Origin of the sequence: Halalkaliarchaeum sp. AArc-CO, assembly GCF_024972735.1 — an archaeon.
GTDB lineage: Archaea > Halobacteriota > Halobacteria > Halobacteriales > Haloferacaceae > Halalkaliarchaeum.
This window is the reverse complement of record NZ_CP087723.1, coordinates 1,100,501-1,124,778: the sequence shown is the minus strand read 5'-3', so window position 1 is coordinate 1,124,778 and position 24,278 is coordinate 1,100,501. Positions and strand designations below refer to the sequence as shown.

21 protein-coding genes are annotated in these 24,278 nt (G+C 63.1%); 5 read left to right on the top strand and 16 right to left on the bottom strand.

Features of this window, described 5'->3' with window-relative positions; all coding sequences use genetic code 11:
* Positions 1 to 153 precede the first annotated feature (153 nt).
* Positions 154 to 1,074: a DUF5995 family protein gene (locus AArcCO_RS06210; RefSeq protein ID WP_259535716.1), complete on the bottom strand. Its 921-nt coding sequence runs from the start codon at positions 1,072 to 1,074 to the stop codon at positions 154 to 156.
* 155 nt (positions 1,075 to 1,229) lie between these two features.
* Between AArcCO_RS06210 and AArcCO_RS06205 the strand changes: the two genes are divergently transcribed.
* Positions 1,230 to 1,544 carry an ASCH domain-containing protein gene (locus AArcCO_RS06205; protein WP_259535714.1) on the top strand — a complete coding sequence of 105 codons (315 nt, stop codon included), beginning with the start codon at positions 1,230 to 1,232 and terminating at the stop codon, positions 1,542 to 1,544.
* A gap of 367 nt (positions 1,545 to 1,911) precedes the next feature.
* On the opposite strand, the gene AArcCO_RS06200 is transcribed toward AArcCO_RS06205, so the two are convergent.
* Genes AArcCO_RS06200 through AArcCO_RS06185 form a run of 4 tightly spaced genes read right to left on the bottom strand, consistent with a single transcriptional unit; the run spans position 1,912 to position 8,066 of the window.
* Complete coding sequence (locus AArcCO_RS06200; RefSeq protein ID WP_259535711.1) at positions 1,912 to 2,556, bottom strand: TorD/DmsD family molecular chaperone; 645 nt, start codon at positions 2,554 to 2,556, stop codon at positions 1,912 to 1,914.
* On the bottom strand, positions 2,553 to 5,810 hold the full coding sequence (locus AArcCO_RS06195; protein ID WP_259535709.1) for a molybdopterin-dependent oxidoreductase: 3,258 nt from the start codon (positions 5,808 to 5,810) through the stop codon (positions 2,553 to 2,555). Before AArcCO_RS06195 ends, AArcCO_RS06200 begins: the two co-directional genes overlap by 4 nt.
* The gene (gene nrfD, locus AArcCO_RS06190) at positions 5,803 to 7,059 is read right to left on the bottom strand and encodes an NrfD/PsrC family molybdoenzyme membrane anchor subunit (protein ID WP_259535707.1); all 1,257 of its coding nucleotides are present in this window, start codon (positions 7,057 to 7,059) and stop codon (positions 5,803 to 5,805) included. Before nrfD ends, AArcCO_RS06195 begins: the two co-directional genes overlap by 8 nt.
* 2 nt (positions 7,060 to 7,061) lie before the next feature.
* On the bottom strand, positions 7,062 to 8,066 hold the full coding sequence (locus tag AArcCO_RS06185) for a 4Fe-4S dicluster domain-containing protein (RefSeq protein WP_259535705.1): 1,005 nt from the start codon (positions 8,064 to 8,066) through the stop codon (positions 7,062 to 7,064).
* Between the two features lie 442 nt (positions 8,067 to 8,508).
* Between AArcCO_RS06185 and AArcCO_RS06180 the strand changes: the two genes are divergently transcribed.
* Positions 8,509 to 10,296 (top strand): bacterio-opsin activator domain-containing protein, encoded by a 1,788-nt coding sequence (locus AArcCO_RS06180; RefSeq protein WP_259535703.1) that lies wholly within the window; start codon positions 8,509 to 8,511, stop codon positions 10,294 to 10,296.
* Between the two features lie 277 nt (positions 10,297 to 10,573).
* On the opposite strand, the gene AArcCO_RS06175 is transcribed toward AArcCO_RS06180, so the two are convergent.
* The 3 genes from AArcCO_RS06175 to AArcCO_RS06165 all read right to left on the bottom strand — a co-directional run bounded on the left by AArcCO_RS06175 (position 10,574) and on the right by AArcCO_RS06165 (position 12,332).
* Positions 10,574 to 10,966, bottom strand: coding sequence for a PIN domain-containing protein (locus AArcCO_RS06175; RefSeq protein ID WP_259535701.1), 393 nt, complete (start codon positions 10,964 to 10,966; stop codon positions 10,574 to 10,576).
* Positions 10,963 to 11,193, bottom strand: a complete 231-nt coding sequence (locus tag AArcCO_RS06170) for a hypothetical protein (RefSeq protein ID WP_259535699.1) — start codon at positions 11,191 to 11,193, stop codon at positions 10,963 to 10,965. The genes AArcCO_RS06175 and AArcCO_RS06170 overlap by 4 nt, the downstream gene beginning before the upstream one ends.
* 278 nt (positions 11,194 to 11,471) lie before the next feature.
* Positions 11,472 to 12,332, bottom strand: coding sequence for a fructosamine kinase family protein (locus AArcCO_RS06165; RefSeq protein WP_259535697.1), 861 nt, complete (start codon positions 12,330 to 12,332; stop codon positions 11,472 to 11,474).
* A 119-nt stretch (positions 12,333 to 12,451) separates the two neighbouring features.
* Between AArcCO_RS06165 and AArcCO_RS06160 the strand changes: the two genes are divergently transcribed.
* Positions 12,452 to 13,102 carry an OsmC family protein gene (locus AArcCO_RS06160; RefSeq protein WP_259535695.1) on the top strand — a complete coding sequence of 217 codons (651 nt, stop codon included), beginning with the start codon at positions 12,452 to 12,454 and terminating at the stop codon, positions 13,100 to 13,102.
* Between the two features lie 34 nt (positions 13,103 to 13,136).
* On the opposite strand, the gene AArcCO_RS06155 is transcribed toward AArcCO_RS06160, so the two are convergent.
* Together AArcCO_RS06155 and AArcCO_RS06150 are read right to left on the bottom strand one after the other, a co-directional pair.
* Positions 13,137 to 13,517: a cyclophilin-like fold protein gene (locus tag AArcCO_RS06155; RefSeq protein WP_259535693.1), complete on the bottom strand. Its 381-nt coding sequence runs from the start codon at positions 13,515 to 13,517 to the stop codon at positions 13,137 to 13,139.
* 3 nt (positions 13,518 to 13,520) lie between these two features.
* The gene (locus AArcCO_RS06150; protein WP_259535691.1) at positions 13,521 to 14,690 is read right to left on the bottom strand and encodes an ATP-binding response regulator; all 1,170 of its coding nucleotides are present in this window, start codon (positions 14,688 to 14,690) and stop codon (positions 13,521 to 13,523) included.
* Positions 14,691 to 14,824: 134 nt separating this feature from the next.
* Here AArcCO_RS06150 and AArcCO_RS06145 point away from each other — a divergent pair, with 134 nt between their 5' ends.
* Positions 14,825 to 15,871, top strand: a complete 1,047-nt coding sequence (locus tag AArcCO_RS06145) for a CheF family chemotaxis protein (protein ID WP_259535689.1) — start codon at positions 14,825 to 14,827, stop codon at positions 15,869 to 15,871.
* A gap of 4 nt (positions 15,872 to 15,875) precedes the next feature.
* On the opposite strand, the gene AArcCO_RS06140 is transcribed toward AArcCO_RS06145, so the two are convergent.
* The 3 genes from AArcCO_RS06140 to AArcCO_RS06130 form a co-directional block, all read right to left on the bottom strand.
* Positions 15,876 to 18,953, bottom strand: coding sequence for an FAD-binding and (Fe-S)-binding domain-containing protein (locus AArcCO_RS06140; protein ID WP_259535687.1), 3,078 nt, complete (start codon positions 18,951 to 18,953; stop codon positions 15,876 to 15,878).
* Between the two features lie 118 nt (positions 18,954 to 19,071).
* Entirely contained in the window at positions 19,072 to 19,437 is a 366-nt protein-coding gene (locus AArcCO_RS06135) for a hypothetical protein (protein WP_259535685.1), read from the bottom strand.
* A gap of 27 nt (positions 19,438 to 19,464) precedes the next feature.
* Entirely contained in the window at positions 19,465 to 20,559 is a 1,095-nt protein-coding gene (locus AArcCO_RS06130; RefSeq protein ID WP_259535683.1) for an ATP-binding protein, read from the bottom strand.
* A 75-nt stretch (positions 20,560 to 20,634) separates the two neighbouring features.
* Between AArcCO_RS06130 and AArcCO_RS06125 the strand changes: the two genes are divergently transcribed.
* On the top strand, positions 20,635 to 21,156 hold the full coding sequence (locus tag AArcCO_RS06125; RefSeq protein ID WP_259535681.1) for a DUF7382 domain-containing protein: 522 nt from the start codon (positions 20,635 to 20,637) through the stop codon (positions 21,154 to 21,156).
* A gap of 55 nt (positions 21,157 to 21,211) precedes the next feature.
* Here the strand turns inward: AArcCO_RS06125 and AArcCO_RS06120 are convergent, their stop codons facing one another.
* The 3 genes from AArcCO_RS06120 to leuC are packed head-to-tail and all read right to left on the bottom strand — an operon-like array spanning position 21,212 to position 24,278.
* Positions 21,212 to 22,186: an isocitrate/isopropylmalate family dehydrogenase gene (locus tag AArcCO_RS06120; RefSeq protein ID WP_259535679.1), complete on the bottom strand. Its 975-nt coding sequence runs from the start codon at positions 22,184 to 22,186 to the stop codon at positions 21,212 to 21,214.
* Positions 22,183 to 22,860, bottom strand: a complete 678-nt coding sequence (leuD, locus tag AArcCO_RS06115; RefSeq protein ID WP_259535677.1) for a 3-isopropylmalate dehydratase small subunit — start codon at positions 22,858 to 22,860, stop codon at positions 22,183 to 22,185. Before leuD ends, AArcCO_RS06120 begins: the two co-directional genes overlap by 4 nt.
* On the bottom strand, positions 22,857 to 24,278 hold the full coding sequence (leuC, locus tag AArcCO_RS06110; protein WP_259535675.1) for a 3-isopropylmalate dehydratase large subunit: 1,422 nt from the start codon (positions 24,276 to 24,278) through the stop codon (positions 22,857 to 22,859). The genes leuD and leuC overlap by 4 nt, the downstream gene beginning before the upstream one ends.

Sequence of the window (24,278 nt, the reverse complement as noted above, 5' to 3'; positions counted from 1 at the left end):
ACTGAAACGGACGCGTGCGTGACCTGAACGAAACAGGAAACGAAGCCGGCAGTCGGCCGGTACTTGGACGGAAATCGGCAGTCGGCCGGTACTTGGACGGAAATCGGCAGTCGGCCGGTACTACGGACGATAGATAAACGAGACGGAGACAGCTTACGAAAGCTCGGCCGTCGAGCGATCGTGGAATGCACGGACGTACGACGCGAGGTCGAACTGATCTGCTTCGACTTCGTGGAGGGCCCGCATCGTCGAGGGGCTGACGGTCGGAGACAACAGGAGTGACGCGCCGCCGGTCGCGGTCCGGGACAACAGCCAGTCGGTGGCCGTCGCGATCGGCCCCCACCGCGTGTCGGTGCGGACGACAGCCGCCCGCCAGGCGGTCTCCCGGGCCCTCCGCAGCGTCGACGCAGACCACCGTTCGTCGAGTCCGGCCATCCGTTCTCCAACCTGCGAGAGACCGGGTGCGTACCGTTCGGCGAGAAGTTCCCGCTGGACCGAAACGAGTCGGGCGAGGGTGTCGTCCACTCGACGGTGATCCTCGTACTTCGACTCCCGGTCGGGATCCAGACCCACGTCCGTAAGTGTCAACGCCAGGTCGTACACGATGTGTGCATTGATACCGAGAAACGCGTCCTGTACCACCAGCGCGTCCCCCCGAACCGCGGTCCCGAACGAGACGATCCAGGGATCGGGGACCATAGCGTACTTGCCTGTCTCGAAGTCGCGGAACGCCCGGCGGTAGTACTCCGCAAAGCAAACGAGGTAGCGCCGCATCCACTCGGCGTCGTCGAATCGGCCGTCGCCGATCTCTCGGGCCGTGTGTGTCGTCATCTCCGTGTAGACCGTGAGAAAGATCGATCGACGATCCCCCCGCTGGACGAGCAGTCGTTCGAGCTCCCCAAGTCTGTCGGCGACGTCATCGACGGACGCAAACGGTTCTGTGACGAGATCAAGCACGGCCGGATCCGACGATCCACCGACGGCGAAGTCAGCCGTGTCCAGTCTGATACCGCGCCATAACTGGCGACGGACGTCGGAGTCGAGCCACCATGGGGAAACGCTCGCGTCGTTCATCTCGACTCACTGTTATCTTTCATCAGGACAAACTCGATCTATACGGCCAAGTAGTTTCTGCGCGATCGTCCCGTCACATGTCGCCCCCGTATCGACCCCGCCCCTGCCGGTCTGCCGCCCTGAACTGTTTTGTTGGTCCGCCCCTACTTAACTCCATGAGCGAAATCGATCCCAACACCTTGTTGCCGAGCGATCGAATGGTCCAGCAGGCCCTCGAAGGTGAGGTCACACAGATCCACCGCGGCCAGCAGTACGCCGAGGAGGGCGACACCTTCGGAATCGAGAACACTACCTTCGAGGTGGTCGCCGTCGAAAAGCGGACGCTCGGCGACCTCACTGACGCCGACGCCCGGGCCGAGGGGCACCGCGATCTAGAGCAGTATCGACAGACGCTCGAGCGTGCCCACGAGGGATTCGAGTGGGACGACGGCTCCGAGGTCGTCCGCCATCGGTTCGAACGTCTGGAGTAGGGACAGGGGCCGCGTGTCCCTTGTGGCAGCGACCTCGGCGGTCCCGTCGTTTTCGAAGAACGTGGAAGGACGAGCGAAGCGAGCCCTCGACAACTCTGGCTGGTCCGAAGACTTTGACATCCTCCCCGCGCTAAACAGTAGTTGCCGAACCTCTCAAAAACAGAGTGTCCCGAGGCCACCGATCTTCGAGACCAGAGCTGTCCTTATACAGTCTGTTATCTGGTATATAAGTGAAATCAGCGGCCATCTGAAAAACCGTAGTAGCAGAGAATTGATTCGGCAACTACTGTGAAGGGCGAGGCTTGCGCTCGAAAATCACGTCAGATCGCTCCCGCTTTTAAGGGCGCCCGAAGGTCGGCGACACCGTTCAGTTGTTACAGGTATCTGCTATGACAGTGCGCAGTATACCGGCCAGTGCTGTAAACACGCCAGTGTCGTCGACCCGTTCGATGGATCTGTGGAACGAATCGAGCCAACTGAGGTTGGATACTGTCCCCTGCCAAAGCTCCTGGAGTGCCTCACCTCGTTCCTCGCCAGGACGGGCGTTCGCACGCTCGAGTGCAGCGAGAAACGCGACCTGGGTAGCGACGTGATCTGGAAAGTCACCCGGATCGGGCGACACGCCTGCGCGCGCATAGAGGCGGGACATTGTGGCTGCAGGATCTCCGAGTAACTCACCGGCCTCCCCTTCATCGTGAAACGGGGAGTCCGACTCGAAAGATTCGCTCGGTGCCGTCGTGTGAGCGGAGGCAAAGGGTGGGACGTATCGCGGCCCAGGCACGACGAAGAGGTTGTCGTAGGTGATTGCCAGCTTCTCACGATCGACCGTCCCGTCTTCGAGGGACGAGGCGTCGATATCGACGGGCAGCGTGGCGGCGACATCGACGAAGATGCCTGTTTCAATCGCCGCCACGAGGACGTCCATCTCTCCGTCGAACGTCGCCGCGAGCAGTTCGTAGAGATCGGCGCGAGCCTCCGCGACGGTTCTGACTCTCGGCTCGGTGGTCGTCATCCGTCCTCCTGTGGCTCGACTTCGACGGACGTGGCGTACTGAGCGTTGCTTCCGCCGACCGGATCACTCAGACCGGCGTCCCCGAGTTCTTCATCGAGCGGCGCAATGTGGTTGACTGCAAAGCCACAATCGCGACCATCCGCGTGACCCTCACCGGTCGTGTCCGGCGTGTCAGGCCTGTAACCCGTGTGGCCATATCCGTCGGTCGCGCCAGACCGCCGTTCGTCGTCTATCGTCGTCTCGGTCGTATCCCCACCATCCCGCCCATAGCCCCACGCAGCGCCGACGACGCCGGGCATGATCCCACCCGTGACGCGGACAGTCGCAGTAACCGTCCGCCGACCAGCGTCGATGCACACAGTGTCGCCGTTCTCGATGCCACGCTCCGCCGCATCATCGGGGTTCATCCACAGCGAATTCCCTGATTTTGTCTCCCGGAGCCAGGGAGAACCCATCGTACGGGTCATCCCCTGGGTTCGGGGCTTCCAGTTCGTGAGTTGAAGTGGCCGGTCGGGTTCCATCCCGTTTTCGACGAGACTCGTTACCGGAACCTGTACGGTCCCGTTGTAGTGTTTGACGTCCTCGACGCGGGGCAACGGATCGAACCGTTCGCCGTCGTACGCGTGTTTTCCGTTCGGTGCAACCTCGTCGTAGAAATTCACGCGGTTCGCGAGCTTGTATCGCATGTGCTGGCCGTCGTAGGCGTTCGTATTCGGATGCCTGCCGGCGTAATCGTAGTCGTGTCCGTGCTCGGCAAAAGCCTCCTCGTAGCCGTCTATTGGATCTTCGAACCGTCCGCCACGGTTGAGGACGGTCACGACTTTGGCCCACTCCTCGTCTGTCACTGTGGATTGCCACCGTTCGAGATCGAACTCGTCGCCGAGTCCCTTCTCGTGTGCCCGTTCGAACAGTTCGAATTCCCTGTCACTCGCGTCCTGTACGGGCTCGCGGTCGTACGCAATGTTCGCCGCGAGTTTGATGTGGAAGTCCTCCGAGGCGTGCAACGGCCATCGCTCGCCGTCCGCAGCACGGATCGCGTTCTCTCCGACGCCCGGTAGATCGAGTTCTTTCCAGATGTCGATGAGAACATCCTCGAACGGACGGGCGTCGGGAATGACCGACACCGTCGGCTGGCTGATTTTCTCGTCGGCCAACCGCTTGTTGGGGTAGGTTCCGAAGTTCTCCCACCGCTCGAGATAGGTCGGCTCCGGCAATACGTAGTCCGCATATCGACTCATCTCTCCGAGGACAGTGTCCGACGCGACTATCAGTCCGATGTTGTCTTCGTCTTTGAGGTTCTCCGGGATCTTGTCGCCGCCGGCAGAGGCCATGATGTGGTTGTTCGAGTACGGGCGAATGAACAGTGCCTCGACGGCATAGGGGTACTCGTTTTGGGCACTGGCGTACAGTTCCTGGACCGCGTGTGGCGGAATGACCGGAAACCAGGGGCGCTTGGCGGGATATCCACCGTCGCGCTCGAACAGCGACGTCTCCTCGTAATTTACGGAGGCGCGCGTCATCGGGATTCCCCACGGGGAATAGCCGTCGGGGACGTCCCCGAGTTCGTACCGGCCACTCATGGTCGCGTAGCCAGCGTAGGGGGTAATCTGGCCGCCTTTCCAGTCGAAGTTCCCGATGAGATGCTGGAGCGTCGAGATAGCGCGGGTGTTGTAAAAGCCGTTCGTGTGCTTGGCGGGGCCGCGGTAGGCCATGATCGCTGCACGCTTGCCGTGGCTGGTGAATTCGTCGGCGAGTTCGACCATCCGTTCGGCGTCGATCCCCGTCATCTCGGCGTACTCGTCGAGCGTGTACTCGAAGACTCGCTCCCGGTAGAGCGTCCAGGCGCTCTTTACGTGCTGTCCATCGACGATGCGATCGACGTCGAGGGCCCCTTCCTCGGCGTCGCTTGCCGGCACGACGTCGTCAGTCTCCGCATCGACGACGAGGAAGTCGTCACTGTCGAACCCGAGATCCTCGGCGCGTGCCTTCGGTCCGTCCGCTTTATCGACAACTACGAGATGGGTCGCGTCGCTCCAGGTCGGTTCGTCGTCGACCGCCGCTGCATCTTCGTCCGGATTCCGGAGATACGTCTCGTCGTAGCGTTCGTTTTCGAGAATCCACCGTGCCATTCCGAGAGCGAGCGCGGCGTCGGCACCGGGGCGGATCGGAACCCACTCGTCCGCTTTCTCTGCGGTTTTCGAGAGTCGAGGGTCGACGACGTCCATCTTCATCCCGTCTTCGATCGCGTTCGTCAGCTTCGGTGCGAGCCAGGTGGGTCCCTTGTTCGCAACCATCGGATTCGTCCCCCAGACCAACAGATACTCGCAGTTCTCGATGTCGGGATACTGGCGCTTTTTTACGCCCTGATGTGAGCGCTGATAGCCGATGACTCCGGAAAATCCACAGGTTCCGGCGTGGTGAAGACTGTTCACCGAGCCGAGTCCCTGGTGCCAGAGACGCGACCGGATGAAGCCCCGCCGGAAGCCACCGACGTCCACGATCTGGTTGGCCCTGGGTCCGAGGTCCGGGTGATCGGTATCGATGAGAACGTCCTCGTATTTCTCGTCGAACGCCGCCTTGCTCATCTCGTCGTTCCGGACGGCCTCCCAGTCGTCCATCACTTCCTGTTCGGGTGCGAACGCCCACATGTCGCGGAGCCCGTCGTGCCCGAGTTCGTCGTCGCCTTCGACGATCTCCTCGATCGCTTGCTCCCAGGAGATCGTCTTCCACTCGTCGTTGCCACGTGGTCCGACGCGTTTTATCGGTTTTCGGACCCGGTAGCTGTCGAAGGCAGTCTGGATCCCGGCCTGGCCTTTCAGACAGATCCGTCCGCCCGACAGCGACCATCCACTCACGTCGACGTCGCCGGTTCCCTGCAGATCGCCCGTCGCCACGTCGTCGAGATCGCTCTCGTAGGGGACCTGGGCGTACGGCTGCGTGTTCAAAAACGAGTACGGGTTGCCCGCGAGCTTGCGCACGAGCGAACTGTATCCGCCGGCTCCACTGTCGTCTGCGAGTCTGACCTGTATCGGACAGAACGTGTTACACTGCCCGCAGGTCGTATGCAGGACGTCCGAGGCTTCGTACTCGTCGTACTCGGTGCCGATTCCGTTACCGTCGCCGCTCAGCAGTTCCTCGAGGTCGAGCCCGATGCTCGCGAGGCCGCTGGCAGCGGACACCGCGCCGATACCGCCAACTGCCTTCATGAAGTCACGCCGTTCGATACCGTCGTCTGTTGTGTTCGGATCAGTCATGGGTTTCACCGTCCTCTGGAACAAGCGGAAGTAGTTCTATGCCGATCGTGTAGATGACTGCGCCAAGCGCAATGAGGCCAATCGAGAGAAGCAACTCGGGGGTCGACGGGAGATAGAACCCACCGAAGAGCCCATCGAGGGAAGGCTGTACCTGTGCGGGAACGACGATGTTGAATCTCGTCCCGATGATTCCGAGGACCGCACTCGCGCCTGCGAGACCGACGAATCGCGGCTGTATCCGCCAGCGTTCCCGGTGCAACAACGCGAGCGGAACGACCCATCCCATTCCGACCATCACGAACCAGAAGGACCACCACATCTCACCGGTCATGATCGTCATCCAGGTCGCCATTTCACCGGAGTGGAGGCTGTAGAGTCCGACGAACGCTTCGAGTATCTTCAGCGAGGCGTCAATCAGAATAAAGCCGACGAGGAGTAGTCCCATCAGGTTCAACAGGTCGTAATCGAACTCCCGTTCGGTCAGGGATGTGCGTACAACGTAGATCAGCGCGATCAGTGCCATACCGCTCACCACCGCCGACGTGATGAATATCACGGGAAACAGCGCGCTGAACCAGTATTCCCGGGTTGCCGCGACGGCATAGAGGTTCCCGGTTCCGCCGTGTACGAAGACGACCGCAAGTGGGATTCCGATCAGTCCGAGTCGCTTGAGCCAGCGGCGATCTGTCTCCAGTGCCTGCTCGCTTCGGCCCCGGCGACCGAGCGTGAGAATCCCGGCGAGTTTTCCTCGCAGGCCGCCCTCGTCACGTTTCTCGACGAGATCACCGCGCATAGAGAAGTACAGTTCCCCACAGAGAACTGTAATATACAGCACGTAGGCGTGTACTTCCCAGGAGAGAACAGAGAGCGGCTGCCGCCAGACGAAGGGGTGCCAGAGACGACCCATCTGTCCGAGATCGACGAGAACGAACAGGAGTGCGACGATCATCGAAATAATCGCAACGAAAAGCGCCTCCCGTTCGATCTCGTGCAGTCGCTCGACACCGAACACGTTCGAGAGCGTGCTTACCAGAAACGCCCCCGCCGAGAGGCCGACGAAGTAGATGTAAAACGCGACCCACGCACCCCACGGGACCGAGCTCGAGAGGTTCGTCGACTGGAGGCCCTCGGTAATTCGGAGGTACCCACCGTACGCACCGGCCACGAGCAAGGCGACGAGCAGCGCATACCAAACTACCCTGAGACGGTTCCACCGGACGCCGACTGCCGAGTGTGTATTCGTTGCCATCGTTATTTGAGGTAGTAGACGTTCGGATCGGTCCCTTCCTTCTCTTTCAGCTGAAACGCCCGCGGGGAGGCGGCCATCCGATTCACCTCGCTGTCCGTGTTATCGAGATTACCCATGTATCGGGCATCCCCGACACAAGTCTCGACACAGGCCGGTTCCTCGCCGCGTTGCAGACGATGGTGACAGAAGTTACACTTTCTGACGTTGCCAACAGGTGAGCTATCGTCCCGTGGACCACGATCGACCCCATACTCCGGGCTCGTTATTTCGCCGTTCTCTAGGAACTCGTCCTCGTAGTTCTCGCCGAAGTCGAAGTAGCGTGCTTCGTACGGGCACGCGATCATACAGTACCGACAACCGATACATCGTTCGTAGTCGAGGTTCACGATGCCGTTGTCCATCCTGTACGTCGCACTGACTGGGCACACCTGGACACAGGGCGGTCTCTCGCACTGCATGCACGGGCGCGGGAGATTCGTTCGTGAGACGTTCGGATACTCGCCACGCTCCCGCTCGAGGACGACGTTGTACGAGACGCCGGGTGGTGTCCGATTCTCCGCCTTGCACGCGACTGTACAGGACTCACAACCGACGCACTTCTGCAAGTCGATGACCATCCCCCACGTGACTTCCTCCGCACCCGTCTCTGAACCGTCTGGAACTGATGCCACCTCACATCCTGCTACCTCTTCCATCGATCCGGCTTCACAGTCGAGGGATTCGGCAGTCCGGTCGTCTATCGTCTGTTCGATCCGGTCGACTGCCGGATTCGGCGTCTCCCGGTACGCGTCGCCGAACACGTCGGCTGCAGCACCATCGTAGCGTTGCCAGAACTCCTCACTCGACAGTTCGCCGGTGCTCACTCGCCGTGCGTCTTCGGCCATCTCCAGCCCCAGGCCAGTCTCGTAGGGGGAATCATCGAGGACAGAGTTTGACTCTGCTTGGACCCCTCCGTCGAGTTGCTGTGAATCCGGGACTGACGGTATTGCGTCGCCGGCGTCGCTCATGGTCGACCACCAGGCGATCGCGTCGAATGCTGTCTGGACGTCATACGGATTAAGAGAGGAACCCCAGGGGCCTGAGCGTTCTACCGATACTCTTGGGCGGAGCCACAGCGATTTGCAACGCATATAGATGGAATACCGATACTGTTTGGTTCTTCCTGCTGTTGACCTCCCATAATCTGCTAAAGTGGTAAAATCCCACTCTACAGCCCCAAAAACCAGTGTTCTCACCCTCTGAGAACTACTTTGCCCCACTTTAGCCGTCGATCCGTAGGGCGCCTATGGAGGCTTCGAGCGAACGATCCGATAGTCCGGGGTGGGGACCGTGAGTGTAATCCTGCTCATTTCGATACTGGTGCGACTGGTCGGAGTCGCGTACTCGGTCGTATTGCTCTATCAGAGTGGTGACCGCAGGTTTGGCTTCCTGACGGTGATGCTTGCGCTGATGGCATCCCGACAACTGTGGACACTGATCGCCGCAGGTGGTACCGGTTTCGACGAATTACCCGGACTCGTAGTGAGTTTTCTGGCACTGGCAACAGTCCACTACCTCTCCCAGTACGTGGAGGAAGAAACCCGTATCAAGGAAGAGCTGAAAGCGGCCAACGACCGCCTCCGGAGTTTTCGCGAGGCAGTAGAGCACGCCGGACACGCGATCTTTCTCACGGATCCCGACGGAACCATCGAGTACGCCAATCCTGCCGTTGAAGACGTGACAGGCTACAAACCGTCGGAGGCCGTCGGGGAGAACCCGCGGCTGTGGAAATCGGGAGAGCACAGCGACGAATTTTACGAGACCATGTGGAAGACGATTACCTCGGGAGAGACCTGGAAAAGCGAGATCGTAAACGAGCGGAAGGACGGCACTCTCTGCTGGGTAGACATGACGATCGCCCCGATCGCGAGCGGGACCGGCGACATCGAACAGTTCGTCGCGGTCGATACCGACGTGACCGAGCGCAAGAAGCGGGAACTGCGGATCAACAAACAGAATAGACGTCTCGAGTTGTTGAACACGACGAACGAAGTTATCAGAGACGTCAACCGAGAACTCGTCCAGGCCGACACTCCACAAGAGATAGAGACGGTGGCCTGCGAACAGTTCGCCGGTGCGGCCCCGTACGAGTCGGCGTGGTTTGCGACACGAAACATGGTGACGGATACCGTTCGAGCGCGAACAGGCGTCGGCCTCGACAATTCTGATCTCGAGACGATCGTCGCCGCGATCAACGACGCAGACCACGAAACTGTAGTCGATCGGGCACTCTCGACGAACACGACCCAGATTTCCCGGGCCACCGACGACACCCCGACCGTAAGTGACGGCGACGACACCGCGGATGGCTGTGTGTGTTACACGTGCATCGACGCGGCGGTCACGATCGCGATTCCGCTCACGTATCGCGACGCACAGTATGGGGCGCTCGTGGTCCATGCCAGTGAGTCCGAGGCCGCAGACGACCTCGAAATTACCGTGTTGAACGAAGTCGGCGAGACGATCGCGTACTCGCTCAACGCTGCCGAGAGCAAGCAATCGCTCGTGAGCGACCGGGTGACCATGCTCGCGTTCGAACTCGGCCCGGACGACGAACCGCTGGTTTCGCTGGCCACCACACTAGACAGTGATCTCGAACTCGAACGGGTTTCGACGCGTGCCGATGGATCTCTCGTCGAATACATCCGACTCGATGGCGTTCCAGCAGCGACCGCTGCGGAGTCTGCAGCCGAGACGTTCGACGAAATCGAAATAGTCCAGGAAATGGATGACGGGTGTCTCATCGAAGTTACTGCTCCCGAGACGTCTATCGTGGCGACGATCACGGAGTATGGCGGAATCGTGCGGACAATGACTGCCGACGATCAGGGGGGTAACCTCGTCGTCGAACTCTCAAGCGGGGCCGACGTCCGGGCCGTCGTCGAAGCAGTGTTCGAAAGGCACCCGGGAGTCGCTCTCGTCGGGCAACACGAACAGGACAGGGAACCCGACACGCGAGGACAGTTCCGTGCGACGATCGAAGAATCACTCACGGAGAGACAGTTCGAGGCCGTGCAGATGGCGTACTTCGGCGGCTACTTCGAATGGCCCCGCAACTCCAGTGGTGAAGATCTCGCAGAACGAATGGGTGTGACCCAATCGACGTACCTTCAACATCTCCGAGCAGGACAACAGAAGTTCTATTCGGCGTTTTTCCAAACGGATGATGGCGTCGGCCGGCACCGAATGCGTGCGTGAGTTCGAACCGTTCAGAGGTACTCGGTGAGTGTTTCCACTGTTCGATCGAGCGGTTCGTCAGGAACTCTGCAAACGTAGTCGGTCATCAACGTCGGTTTGAGTGGGGCAACGGCGTGTGGAACGATCGAACTATCTCGGAGGGCCGTTCGGTGACGGTAGTCGTCCTCGTCGAGGGAAATTCGCTCGCCGTACCAGGTCTGCGTCTTGACATCCTCCCCCGCTCGCTACGTGTCAAAATAGCGGCCTCGGCACTCACGACTCACAATCTATCCACAGTTCAGTACGACTCCACTTGGACACCGAGCCTGCCGAAGTGCTCGATATTCGCTGTGAGGACGGGTTCGTCGTAGATGTCCGAGACTGCTGCAACCATCGGATCGACTTTGTCGATGCCGCTTTCACCCTCCGCCTGCTGGTCGGCCTGCGCGAGCAACTGTCCGGCGCGATGAGCGATCGTCTCGGTCTGTTCGACCACCGGATACATCCGCAGCGCGTTCCTGACGTTCCTGCGTTCGTTTTCATCGCCGAACTCGGCACCGTACGAAAGCTCCATGACGACCGGTGATGGAACCCGCTGAACGGTCTTCGTCTCGGAGAGTTCGACGCCTTTCTCGAAGGCCTCCTCGCGACCGTCGAAGAGGTCGATCAGAAACGACGTATCGAGGATCACTCGAACCGCTCCCGGAGCCTGTGCTTTGCTTCGGCATCGGTCTTGCGCTTGTTTTCGAGCCGATTTCGCATTTCCGTCGCCGTTTCTGACGAGAGTATTCCGGCGACGTCCTCGGGATGCGGTCCCCCGATGAGCCGGCGGAGCGTCTCTTCCATCGTTTCGTTTTCGCGCTTGTGAGCCTTCACGAACTCGTGGAACTCCTCGGAGAGACGAACCGATTTGCTCATATACCGTATACTCGGATATACGCACTCATCAATCTTCGGCCGTGGTTCGGGAGTGCTCTTGCTGTCGGTCGCACGCGTCCGGCTCGGTGTAGTGGTTGTTGACTCTGCCTGGGGCCTATGTCTACCGTGGCCATCCACAGAGCCGCTTAGAGATGACGTCTCCCGTCAAAAATGGCGGCCTCTGCACTCATAGGGCTCCTCACTACCGGGTGCCAGCCGGTTCGGAACGGTGCCTCGTCATCGGCCGGGGAAACCTATCCGCCGAACGGGTTAAAAACTCACGTCCGGTCGTCCATCCCGTGTATCCGTTGGAGCGTCTCGCCCAGCTCTGACTGATACGACGCCCCGAACAGGTGGACGTGAACCAAAAGCGGATAGAGCCGATAGACGAACCGACGACGCTCGAAGAACCCCGGGTCGATGCCGCGCACCTCGTCGTATCGATCGAAGAACGCCTCCCCGAACGTCCCGGTCCAGTCCGCGTACGCGAGTTCGATTTCCGGATCCGCGTAGTAGCAGGCCGGGTCCAGGAACGCGACGAGTTGACCGTCGCTCGCGAGCAGGTTCGTCCGCCAGACGTCGCCGTGAATCAACCCCGGATCGACGGGCCGGTCGATTGCAGCTGCGGCCACATCGACGGCAGCCTCGACGCGATTGGCCAGGGCGTCGTCGATCGTCCCGGCCTCCCGTGACAGTTCCAGCACGTGCCCCACCCGGTGACGAATATAAAAGCGCGCCCAGTCGTCGGTCCAGGGATTCGGCTGTTCGACCGGGCCGGTTAGCGTGTCGAACGGGAACCCGAACCCGCGGGCTCCGTGGTCGTGTAGCGCCGCCAGTCGCTCGGCGGCGTCACGCTCGATCGCCGGCGACAGCCGGGAACAGCCCTCGATGAAATCCATGAGGAGGAGCTCGTCGTTCGCGTGGTGAACGGTCGGCACCGGAAGCCCGCGATCACGCAAATACGAGAGCATTCGACCCTCCACCGACAGCGGCGTCTCGCCCGTCTTGGCGACCAGCGTCCGGCCGTCCGCGAGGTCGACGCGCTCGACGACGCCGATCATCCCCCCGTCGAGTTCCCGAACGGCGTCGATCTCGCCGTCGACCACCTCCCGAATCCTCGTTCGCGTCGTTTCCTCCACGTACGCTATCCGACGCGGAGGCGACTTAAGCTTCGGTTGCGGGGTCCCGCCATCTCCGGAACCGACGCGGTTTCCTCCGGTTTCGACAGCTTCTCACCACGTCCGCCGTAGGACCGATCATGGCTCACCTCGTCGAGATCCCGCCTACAGACGGAACGCCCGCGACGGTACGCGAATGGGTCGCTGCCGTCGGCGACTCCCTTTCGGCGGGCGATCCGATCGTCGACCTCGCGATCGACGGAACCGAACGCACGATCACCGCACCCGTCGACGGGACCCTCACCCATCGCCTCCTGAGCGAGGACGAATCGGCAGGTCCTGGCTCGGCGCTCGCGATCGTCGGGTCGAAGGAGGAACCGACCGTCCCCGAGAGAGCCGTCACCGCCGACGTCGACTCCGACTACGCGGGAACGGTGACGGCTGGGTCGTTCGCCTGGCGGATCGACTCCGGCGACGACCTCGACGGAGGGACCGCCCCCTCGCCTGTCGATCTGTTCCTCGGGGGACTCGCCTCGTGTCTCGCCGTCTCGATCGCCGTCCAGGCAGACATCCGGAACGTCGAACTCGCCGGCGTCTCCGTCGACGCCGCCGCGACCCCCACTGACGGCTCCGTCGAGTCGATAGCCCTCCAGGTGCACCTCGACCCGGGCGACCAGTCTCTCGAGGAGGCCGTCCTCGAACGCATCGTGACGGTCGGCGAGCGAACCTGCCACGTGGCGGAGCTTCTCCGAGCGGACCTCCCGATCGACCTCTCCTGGGAGCAGGCGTGAGCAACGAAAATCAGTCGATCGCTTCGACTGGGACTCACTCGACTAGGTCGACCCGCACCGTTGCGCCGCCCTCCAGATCGGTCAGCGGCGACACGTCCTCGAGTTCGGCGACAACGTTCACCGGCGAGGCGGCCCGCGGCTGGGAACCGTCGCTCGCGGGGGTCGGCCCCCAGAACAGACACAGTGCGTTCCCCTGCGGCCAGTAGGCCACCGCGCCGACCGGCACCTGCGCTCGGGCGTTTTCGGCGGGAACCTCCACCGGAATCTCGAAGTACAATTCGTCGCCCCATCGGGCAGCGTCGCCGGACACCGGAAGCGCGTCGGCGATCGCCGACCGCGTCTCCGGTGTGTCGTCGATCCAGCCGGCAGCGAGTTCGCGCCCGTCGACTTCGATCGCGAGATCCTGAGAAGCCATGGCCTACCTCGGTTCTCCGGGACCGTCGCTTTTTCCCTCCCGGGTGACGCCCCGTAACTCGAATCGTGCTCCACCGGTTGCACTCTCTGTGACCGACAGTTCCCACCCGTGAGCGGTCGCGATGTGTCGCACCGCCGCCAGCCCGAATCCCGTCTGTTTCCGGCGATCGGACACCCCCGCCTCAAGCACGTCATCCCGCCTGTTTTCGGGGATCCCCGTCCCGTCGTCCGCGACGTAAAATCCGTCGGGGAGTACGCCGATCTCGATCGTCACCGGCGGATCGCCGTGTTCGATCGCATTTTGATACAGTTCCCGGAACAGCCCACGGAGGCGCTCGGGGTCGGCAACGACGGCCTCCAGTTCGGCGAGCCCCCCGGATGTGTGGAGGGTTGCCCCCGGAGATTCGGTGCCCTCGTCGATCCTCGCCCAGTCGTCGGTTTCCTCCCAGGCCGATCGGGCGACCGACGCCAGATCCAGATGTTCGGCGTTCTCGACCGGCGTCCCCTGCCGGACGAGCGCGTTCAGGTCGTCGAAAAACGATTCGAGACGATCCAGTGCTGCGATCGCCCGCCGAATCGACTCGTCGTGTTTCCCGTCACTCTCGCCGAGACTGCCAGTTCCGTCCGACACGTGCTGGAGATACCCCTTCGCGACGTTCAGCGGGCTCCGGAGGTCGTGGGAAACGACCCGCCTGATCTCTTCGATGCGTTCCTGCTCCCACTGGAGTTGGGCGCGACAGTCGCCGAAGGGCTCTACCGCGTCGCGATCGTCGGTCGGCCGAACGGAGCCGACTTCGCGTCGGAAACACCCTTCGAGACGACGAACTGAACCCGGAGCGTCCCGTCGGACGTACCCCGTCACACCGGCGTTGAGCGCCTCCGCGGCGATCCCCTCGGATCCGTCAGCGACGAGCAAGACGAACGGAACGGACGCTGCCGGGGATCGCCGGTCCAGTTCCCGACGGAACTCGATCCCGTCGATGCCCGGCAGGTGGTAGGCGCTGACGACGCAGTCGACGGTACCGGAACCACCGACCAGGCGAGAGAGCGCCGATTCCGCGTCGGGTTCCTCGCGGATTTCGATCTCCGAATCTACTCCCTCGAGGGACCTCTCGACCACGGAGCGTCCCTCCCCGTCGTTTCCGACGTACAACACGCGGACCGGCGAAGTCATATCGATCCGATACGCGGAGCCGTCTCCAATAACTTTTGGTTCCGCTGACAGATTTGCACCGTCCGTCCGGTTGCTGGTCTCTCGGCTCGAATGGAGAAACACTCATTATTCTCGGTCGTAGAGTCCCGATTACGTTGACAGGATCTATCGTCGCGGACTTCCGGGCCGATGTCGAACTGAGCAACTGGGGGGAAGAGGCGGCCGGCCGAGCCCGGGTCGTCGTGACAGACGAGAAGATCGGGTTCGCCGCCGACGGGACGAAACGGGCGATCCCCCTCTCGGACGTCTTCGACATCGTACAGGGAGTCTCGCCCCGAACCGACGCGGGCACGACCGGAACCGTCACGCTCGCGTTTCGGGCGGAGGGACGCCGGGCCACCGCCTCGCTTAGCGCCGACGTGGAGACGCTGGTCAAGTTCCAGCGACTCCTCTATCAGCAGTTGCTAAACGGGACCGAAGTCGTCGCCAAGCACCGCCACAGCGTCGGCGAATCGGAATCCCGATCCCGAGCGTTCCGGTTGGTCGTCACTGCCTCCACGATCCGGCTGGAACGCGACGAGGACGAGCCGATCGTCATCCGCAGGGACGACGTCACCGAGTTCAAAACGCCGGCAGACATCTTCGACGGGAACGATCGGAAACCGGTCGTCGTCATCTACGCCGAAACCGACGGGCGAGTCACCAAAACGAGCGTCAGCATGCCGTCGTTCCGGAGTCTCAATCTCTTCGGACGATACCTCCGGGCGGATCTACTGTCGACCGACGCGATCGGATACGCCTCGGAGCGGGAGGGAACGATCGAACTCCTCCTGGTCGACGATGATCCACACGACCTGGAGATGGCGGAGCTGTTCTTGAAACAGCAGTCCGACCGGTTTTCGACCACGTCCGTGTCCAGCGCCGCAGGAGGACTGGACGTCCTCTCGGACGGGGCGGACGGTGATCCGGGAGTCGACTGTATCGTCAGCGACTACCAGATGCCGGGGATGGACGGGATCGAGTTCCTGAAGGAGGCCCGCGAGCGCTATCCGGAGCTTCCGTTCATCCTTTATACGGGCCAGGGGAGCGAGGAGGTGGCAAAGCGGGCGATCCTGGACGACGTCACCGACTACGTCGAAAAGGACGTCGGCCTCGAACAGTACGAAATCCTCGCGGAACGAGTTCTCCAGGCGGTTCGATAGCCGATCAGTCCGCGGGTTCGGCCGGCCCCGTCGCCGCCCTGGCGACCTTCTCGATCGGGTGGGGCGGGTGATCGGCCCCGGGCCGATCGCCGAGTTGGGAGCGACACGACGCGCCCGGCGCGGTGACCTCGTCGCCCGGGCTCTCCTCGACCTGTCCGAAAAGGATCCGTCCGATCGCCTTCGAGAGGTCGTAATGCTCCTTCTCGTAGCCGAAAGAGCCTGCCATCCCACAGCACCCGGAGTCGAGCGGGTCCACTTCGTAGCCGGCGCGGCGCAGGACGCCCACCGCGTGGTGGTCCTTGTTCGTCGCCTTCTGGTTGCAGTGACCGTGGTAGGTGAGATGCTCGTCGGGCGCGTCGAAGGAGAGCCGTTCGTCGATCCGCGCGACATCCAGATACTCGAGGACGCCATACGAGGCGGCCGAGACCGCCTCGACTTCGGGGCCGGAAAGCAGATCGAGGTACTCGTCCTGGAACATCACGGCGTCGGAGGGCTCGGTGAAAACCACCGATCGGCTGTCCTCGACGTACGGGGCGAGTCGATTCACGTTGGTTTCCGCCCGCTCGCACACCTCATCGAGGAATCCCTGCGAGAACGCCGCCCGCCCGGATGCCGAGAGCCCGTCGGGCATTTCGACGTGAACGCCGGCGGTCTCGAGTACCTCGACTGCGGCCTTTCCGGCCGACGGAGCGCTGTAGTTGGTGTACGTGTCCGGGAACAGGACGACGCGATCGGTCGCTTCCGACTCCGGCACGCGACAGCCGCCGCGGGATTCGAACCAGTCCTCGAGGCTTTCGCTTTTGAACGTCGGCAGCTCGCGGTCGGGGGCGATGCCGAGCGCTTTCGACAGGACCCTCCGGGATCCCGGAAGCTTCTGTCCCAGGTTCACGAGTGGTGCAAACTGACTTCCCAGCTGGGACCACCTGTCGATGTCACGGAACAGCCGCTCGCGGAGATCGGAGCCGTCCTGTTCGTGGTGCTGGTGTTTCAGCTCGGTCTTCAGTTTCGCCATGTCGACGCCGGTCGGGCAGTCGCTTTTACATCCCTTGCAGCCGATACAGAGCTTGAGCACCTCCTCCTGGAACCTATCGGAGTGGATCTCCTCTTCGGAGAGTTCCCCGGAGATCGCCGCCCGAAGCAGGTTCGCCCGTCCGCGGGTTGACTGGATCTCTTCTCTGGAAGCGCGGTATGTCGGACACATCACGTCCGATTCGGTCTCGCGGCAGGTCCCACAGCCGTTGCACAACTCGACGAGGTGTGAAAAGCCGCCGTCGTCCTCGAAGTCCAGCGTCGTCTGCGGCTCTAGGCTCCTGTATTCTGGCCCATACCTGAGGTCCTCCCGCATGTCCGTCGACGCCGCCGAGTCCGGATAGCCACGCTCCGTGGCAGTTTCGTCGTCGACGTACACTACCTTGCCGGGATTCATCCGCCACTCGGGATCGGCGGCGCTTTTGACCTCCTGGAACGCCGTCCACAGCTCCTCCCCGTACATCTTGGGGTTGAACTCCGTCCGGGCGAGGCCGTCGCCGTGTTCGCCCGAGAACGCTCCGTTGTGCTCCAGCACGAGGTCGGTGACGTCGTCGGCAATGGAGTGCATCTTCTCGACGCCCGCCTCCTCCTTGAGGTTGAGAATCGGTCGAATGTGGAGTGTTCCGGAGCCGGCGTGAGCGAAGTACGCCGCCGAGGTACCGTGGTCCTCGAGGATCTCCTGGAACCCCTGGACGTACTCCGCGAGCTCCGCCGGCGGGACGGTGGCGTCTTCGATGAACGGGTACGGCTTCGGATCCCCTTCGAGACTCATCAAAAGCGGGATCGCCGCCTTCCGGAGCTTCCACAGTTTGCCCTGCTCCTCGTCGGTGTACGCCTCGAGGACGTCGAAGGCGTCCCCCTCATCGACGAAGTGGGCGGTAGTGTCGGCGACCGCCGCCTCGAAGTCGTCGACGAGTTCCGAATCCCACTCCAGCATGAGCGCGGCGGTTGCCCCTTCCGGGATCGGCTCGGCGTACTGTGCGAACTCCTCGGACTCGCTCGCGAGACGGAACACCTCCTGATCCATCAGTTCGACCGCACTCACTGGGAACTCGAGTGCCTCCGGGACTGCTTTCATCGCGTCCACCAGGTCGTCGAAGCAGTAGAGCGCGAGCGCGGTCTCCTCCGGACGAGTGACCAGCGACACCTCCGCGCGGACAATCACTCCAAGCGTTCCCTCCGACCCGACGAACAGCTTCGATAGGTTGATGACCTCCTCCCCGTCGTCGTTCTCGTAGATCACCTTGTTGAGGTTGTATCCGGAGACGCACCGTTTCAGATCCGGGTACCGTGCGTCGATCTCCTCGCGGTTCTCCTCGACTTCCCGACGCACCGTTCGGTACAGTTCGGCCTCGAGATCCTCGCCGTCGGTGACCCCCTCCCACTCGGGGGAGTCGAGCACCACCTCCCGAGTGTGGATCAGGGAGCCGTCGGCGAGAACGACGTCTAGTTCCTCCGTGTAGGCGTCGGTGATGCCGTACCGCACGGAGTGAGCACCCGTCGAGTTGTTTCCGATCCCACCGACGACGGTCGCCCGGCCCGAAGAGGCAGGGTCCGGCGCGAACTTCAGTCCGTGTGCGTCCAGCCTGTCGTCGAGGCGATCCTGAACGACGCCTGCCTCGACGACAGCGCGTCGGTTCTCGGGATCGATCTCCACGATCTCGTCCATGTACTGGGTGAAATCCAGAACGACACAGCCCGGTCCGACCGTCTGTCCGCCGAGAGACGATCCAGCGCCACGCGGAAGGACAGGAACCTCGTGTTCGGCGGCGACTTCGAGAGTAATCTGCACGTCGTCGATCGACTTCGGAACGACGACCCCGGCGGGGCGCGCCTCGTAGATACTCCCGTCGCTCGCGTACAGGACCTGTGCGTACTCGTCGAACGCGACGTCACCGGCTACCCGATCCCGGAGATCAGACGCCAACCTCCGGTACGCCGGCACGTCAGGTCGGTCGTGCCCGAGCGCCGCTGACGACGTATCGAGATCGTCCCACTCTGTCCCGGATGATGCACGATCGCCGGCCTTCGTCTGTGTGTCGTCCACGGCCATAGTGAATGATCGATTATTGTAGTCATAAGGTCTTTGCTACCCGGGGCCCTTGGCCGGTGTTTTCGAGCGGAATACAGAAGGAGTGCCGTCGCAAACCGGGTGGTTGGTAGTCTTCGACTCAGTCACTGCGTTCGGTTTCACGAGTCCGAAGCTGTCGAACCCCGTATCCGACGAACGCGAGCAGAACGATCGCGGAAAACAGGAAGAACCCGGCTGCGACCAACGGATAAACGAACGCGAGCGCGATCAGAAACGACACCGCAAACAGGAGCAGAGCGACGACGACGAACCCGCGAACCGGATCCTGGATTGCCGCAAGCAGTACGCGTTCGGGAAGCGTGAGGTCTTCAAGCGACGGCGACGACTCCTCGGGAGCCACGAACTCGTCTCCAGCGGTCGTCGACCCGTCGGTCGGGATATCCGATGAGCCGTCCGACGGGTCGTCCGGCGGGACGTCCGATCGGTCGTGTGTCCGCTCACTCATCGACTTCAGTACGTGTGCGATCCTTCTTTACCTGTCGCCTTCGGAATCGCTCACCCGGGGAGAGCCACCTCTGTGGGAGGTCCGTCGTCTCCGGATCGAGACGGTGTGGACACCTCCGGTCGCGTCGTCGATCACCAGCGCGGTGCCGGTCGTTCGAGGGAGTTTCTCCCGAACGTCGACCGCGAGGTACGTCGGAGCTGCAGCCGACAACGCCGCGAGGTCGTCCTCGGCGGTGAGTTCGTGTGCGATCATCACGTCCGCCTGTGAAACGACGGTGGACGGCAACGTCCCCGGACGCTGGGTGGCGGCGACGAAGCTCACTCCCGGGGTACGTCCGCGGGTCGAAAGGGTCTCCAGAGCCGGGCCGGCGATCCCGTCGAACGCGACGTGTGCCTCGTCCAGAAGGAGCCACGGCAGCCGGTCTGGGCGACTCGCGAGACAGGTCTCGTACAGTCCCGTCGCGATCGTCCGGAGGAGAACCCCCAGCGGAGCGGCGGACGTCCCCGACAGGTCGAGAACCGTCGCATCCGACGACAGCAGCGCCGACGGAGACAGCCCGTCGGGATCGAACACACCCCACGACTCCGCGAGCCGGAGGTAGTTTCGAACCGCACGCCGGGTTTCGGGGCGCGCATCGACCGCGATTCGATCGGCTTCCCCGTCGACAGACGCGAGCATGTCCGCCAGCGTGGATCGCTGCTCGGCGACACGCCACAGCAGGCTCCCGGCCGCCGAGGTCGGGCCGATCCCGAACAGCTTCGGCCAGATTTGCGGCGGGAGCGAATCCGCCGGGACTCGAGGCTCGGAAACGAACCTCGCCCGAACATCGGCCGTCGCACCGTCGGCCAACCCCTGGAAGGCGCCCATCGGATCGGCAACGATCGGCGTCACCCCCGGCGTCTCCGCGAGCGCCTCCGCCAGCACGCCGAGCGTGTACGACTTCCCACTCCCCCGCTTTCCGACGACGAGACCGGCATGGGGGGTGTCGATGTCGAATTCGACGGGTGCACCGGTGCTCCCGTCCCTGGCCAGGAATCGCCCGAGTGTCACCGTCGGCCGAGGACTCTCTTCACCGCCGCGTGGGCGAGAGCTCTCTTCGCCGTCACGTCCGAGAACGTGCACGGGGAGGTGTGTCGCGCAGTTGTATATAAGTGTCCGCCCGGGGTTTCAAATACGAAACCGGACCCATCACGGGTCATGTCCGATCAGGATCCATCACCGACTCGGCGCTCATCCACCCTCGGAACCCCCGACAGACACTGTGTCGACGAACAGTCTGGCCGACAGTTTCTGGCGGACCGGCGCGCGATCGAGGGGTTACCCGTCCGACTGGTCATCGCGCTCGTGGTCGGCGTCGCCTCGCTCAGCGTCATGATGGGGATGCTCTCGGGGATAGAGGGACTGGCAGTCACCGAACTCGACGCACAACCAGAGCCGGAGATCGTCACGCCGGGCGAGCAGTCGATCGAGGTGACCGTGATCGATCCCGAAGGAACGCCAGTCGCAGACGCGACGGTGGTAATCCGAGGTGGGACTGCCCAACACGACGGCGTCGCATACGCCGAAACGGACGAAAATGGGGTTGCGACCGTGGAAGTCGATCCCGAACTCCGGGCGAACCAGCCCGACGGAACGTTGACGATCGACATCAAACCCCCCGCCGGATCGAACTACGCCGACGAGCGTTCCAACACGGAGATACTCGTGATCGCAGAGTGATTTGCGGCGGTTGCAGGATCGCCTGAACGTATCGTTGCAATAACGCCGAATCAGCCTAGGCCAACCGGTCGATCACGGCCTGTGTCACCTCGTCCGTCGAGGCGGAGCCGCCGAGATCCGGGGTGTGTGGTCCGTCAGCGAGCACGCCTTCGACTGCCTCCTCCACTGCGGCCGCCTCCGACTCGTGGCCGAGGAACTCGAGCATCATCGCCGCCGACAGCTGCGCGGCGGTCGGGTTCGCGACCCCCTCGCCCGCGATGTCGGGCGCGGTGCCGTGGACGGGTTCGAAGACGCCGCGTTCGGGGCCGACGTTCGCCGACGGCAACAGCCCCAACCCGCCGACGAGCCCCGCTGCCAGATCCGAGAGCACGTCGCCCGCGAGGTTCGGACAGACGACGACGCCGAACTGGGCGGGATCGAGACAGACGTGGGTCGCGAAAGCGTCCATCAACACGGTGTCGGCCGGAACACCCTGCTCGTCGGCGACAGAGAGCACCGTATCGCGGAACAGTCCGTCCGTCTCCCGCATCACGTTCGCCTTGTGTGCGACCGTAACGCCCTCTTCACCGGCGTACTCGCAGGCGTATTCTGCCAGCCGCCGTGAGGCACTCTTCGTCACCACCCGGGTGAGCGTCGAGACGTCGTCGGTCAACCGCGACTCGTGACCGGCGTAGACGCCCTCGGTGTTCTCTCGAAGGAACACGAGGTCCGTCTCCGGACGCAACGCGTCGACGCCGGGGTACGCCCTGGCGGGCCGGACGTTCACGAACGAGTCGACCGCCCGCCGGAGCGGGAGGATGACGTCCGCCGCGGTCTCGCCTGCCGCCCCGAACAGCGTCGCGTCGGCGCTGGCGACCGCCTGGCGGGTTTCCTCAGGCAACGCCTCGCCGGTCGCGTCCTTCACGGTGTCGCCGGCGTCTGCCTTCCGGAACGTGAACTCGACGTCGAGCGCTTCCAGGACGTCGATCGCGGCGGGGACCACTTCCTGCCCGATCCCGTCGCCGGGGACGACGACGATCTCGTCGGTCACGTGTCCTCCCCCGATACACGATCGTCCGGAACGTGCTCGTCGGAAACGTACGGCAGCGAACGAGCGACGTCCTCGACGGCATCGCGGTTCGCCGCCATCAGCGCGGTGGTGTCCCACACCCCCTCGACGAGTGCTTTCCGCTGGGCATCGTTCACCTCGGCGTCGACGATCCGATCCGCGTACCGGATCTGTTCGCGTTCGACGTCGATCTCGATCTCGGCGTCGGGGTTCTCGTCGACGAACGACTGCAGCCGGTCGATCTCCTCGCCGCTGGCGGTGACGGTCGGGATCCCCAGCGCGAGGCAGTTCCCCGCGAATATCTCCGCGAACGACTCCCCGACGACGGCGTCGATCCCCCACCGCATCAGCGCCTGCGGGGCGTGCTCGCGGGAGGAGCCGCAGCCGAAGTTGGCGTTCACCACGAGCACGTTCGCCCCCTGGAACCGCTCGTCGTTGAACGGGTGCTTCTTTTCGTTGTCTTCATCGTCAAACCGCTGGTCGAAGAAGGCAAACTGTCCCAGCCCGTCGAAGGTGACGACCTTCATGAACCGGGCGGGGATGATCTGGTCGGTGTCGATGTCGTTGCCCCGGACCGGGATCCCGGTTCCGGAGACGTCGGTCACCTTTTCGGCAGGCGCCTCGCCGTCGGCGAACTCCTCGTGATCGACGCTCATGCCGTCGACACCTCCGTCAGTTTCCGCACGTCGGTGACCTCGCCGGTCACCGCCGCCGCCGCGACCATGATCGGACTCATCAGGACGGTCCGGCCGTCCTTCGATCCCTGACGCCCGACGAAGTTCCGGTTCGAGGAGGACGCGCTCGCCTCGTCGCCGACCAGCTGATCCTCGTTCATTCCGAGACACATCGAACAGCCGGGTTCTCGCCAGTCGAAGCCGGCCGCCGCGAACACCTCGTCGAGCCCCTCCGCTTTTGCCGCCCGCTGGACGCGCTGGCTGCCGGGAACGACCATCGCCCGCACGTCGTCTGCGACGTGTCGCCCTTCGACTATCTCGGCCGCCTCGCGGAGGTCCTTCAGCCGGGCGTTCGTACACGAACCGAGGAACGCGACGTCGATCGGATACCCTTCCATCGTGTCGCCCGGTTCGACGCCCATGTGTTCCTGTGCCCGCCGTGCGGTCTCCTGCTTGTCTGCGGGCAGCGACGACGCCTCCGGAATCGGTTCGCTGATTCCGACCCCTTGCCCCGGAGTGGTGCCCCAGGTGACCATCGGTTCGATCGCCGAGCCGTCGATGGTCACGACGTCGTCGTATTCGGCGTCCTCGTCGGACCGCACCGACTCCCAGTAGGGTTTCAGCTCCTCGAACGCGTCCGGATCGTCGGCGAAGGCGTCGGTTTCTCGGAGCCACTCGTAGGTAGTCTCGTCGGGGTTGACGTAGCCCGCGCGGGCGCCCCCCTCGATCGACATGTTACAGATCGACATCCGACCCTCCATACCGAGACTCTCGATCGCGTCGCCGGCGTACTCGTAGACGTAGCCGACGCCGCCGTCGGTGCCGAGCTCCCGGATGATCGACAGGATCACGTCCTTTGCTGTGACGGCCGGGCCGAGTTCACCGGTTACCTCGACCTTCCGGACCTTCTGTTTCTCCATCGCCACGCAGCCGGTCGCCAGCACGTCCCGGATCTGTGAGGTACCGATCCCGAACGCGAGCGCGCCGAACGCGCCGTGGGTCGAGGTGTGCGAGTCGCCACAGACGATCGTCATTCCCGGCTGGGTGAGTCCCTGCTCGGGACCGATCACGTGGACGATCCCCTGATCGCCACTGTCGGGATGCGAGAAGTCGATCCCGGCCGACCGGACGTTCTCCTCGAGTTCTGCCATCATCTGCTCTGCGGCGTCGTCCGGGTACGGTCGCTCGCGGTTCCCAGTCGGGACGATGTGATCGACCGTCGCGTGAGTCCGGCCGGGAAACGCCACCTCGAGGTCGCGTTCCTGCAACATTCCGAACGCCTGCGGGCTCGTCACCTCGTGGACCAGATGGAGGCCGACGAACAGCTGGTCCTGTCCGGTCGGCAACGTGGTCACCCGGTGGCGATCCCACACCTTGTCGTACAGCGTACCCTCGCTCAT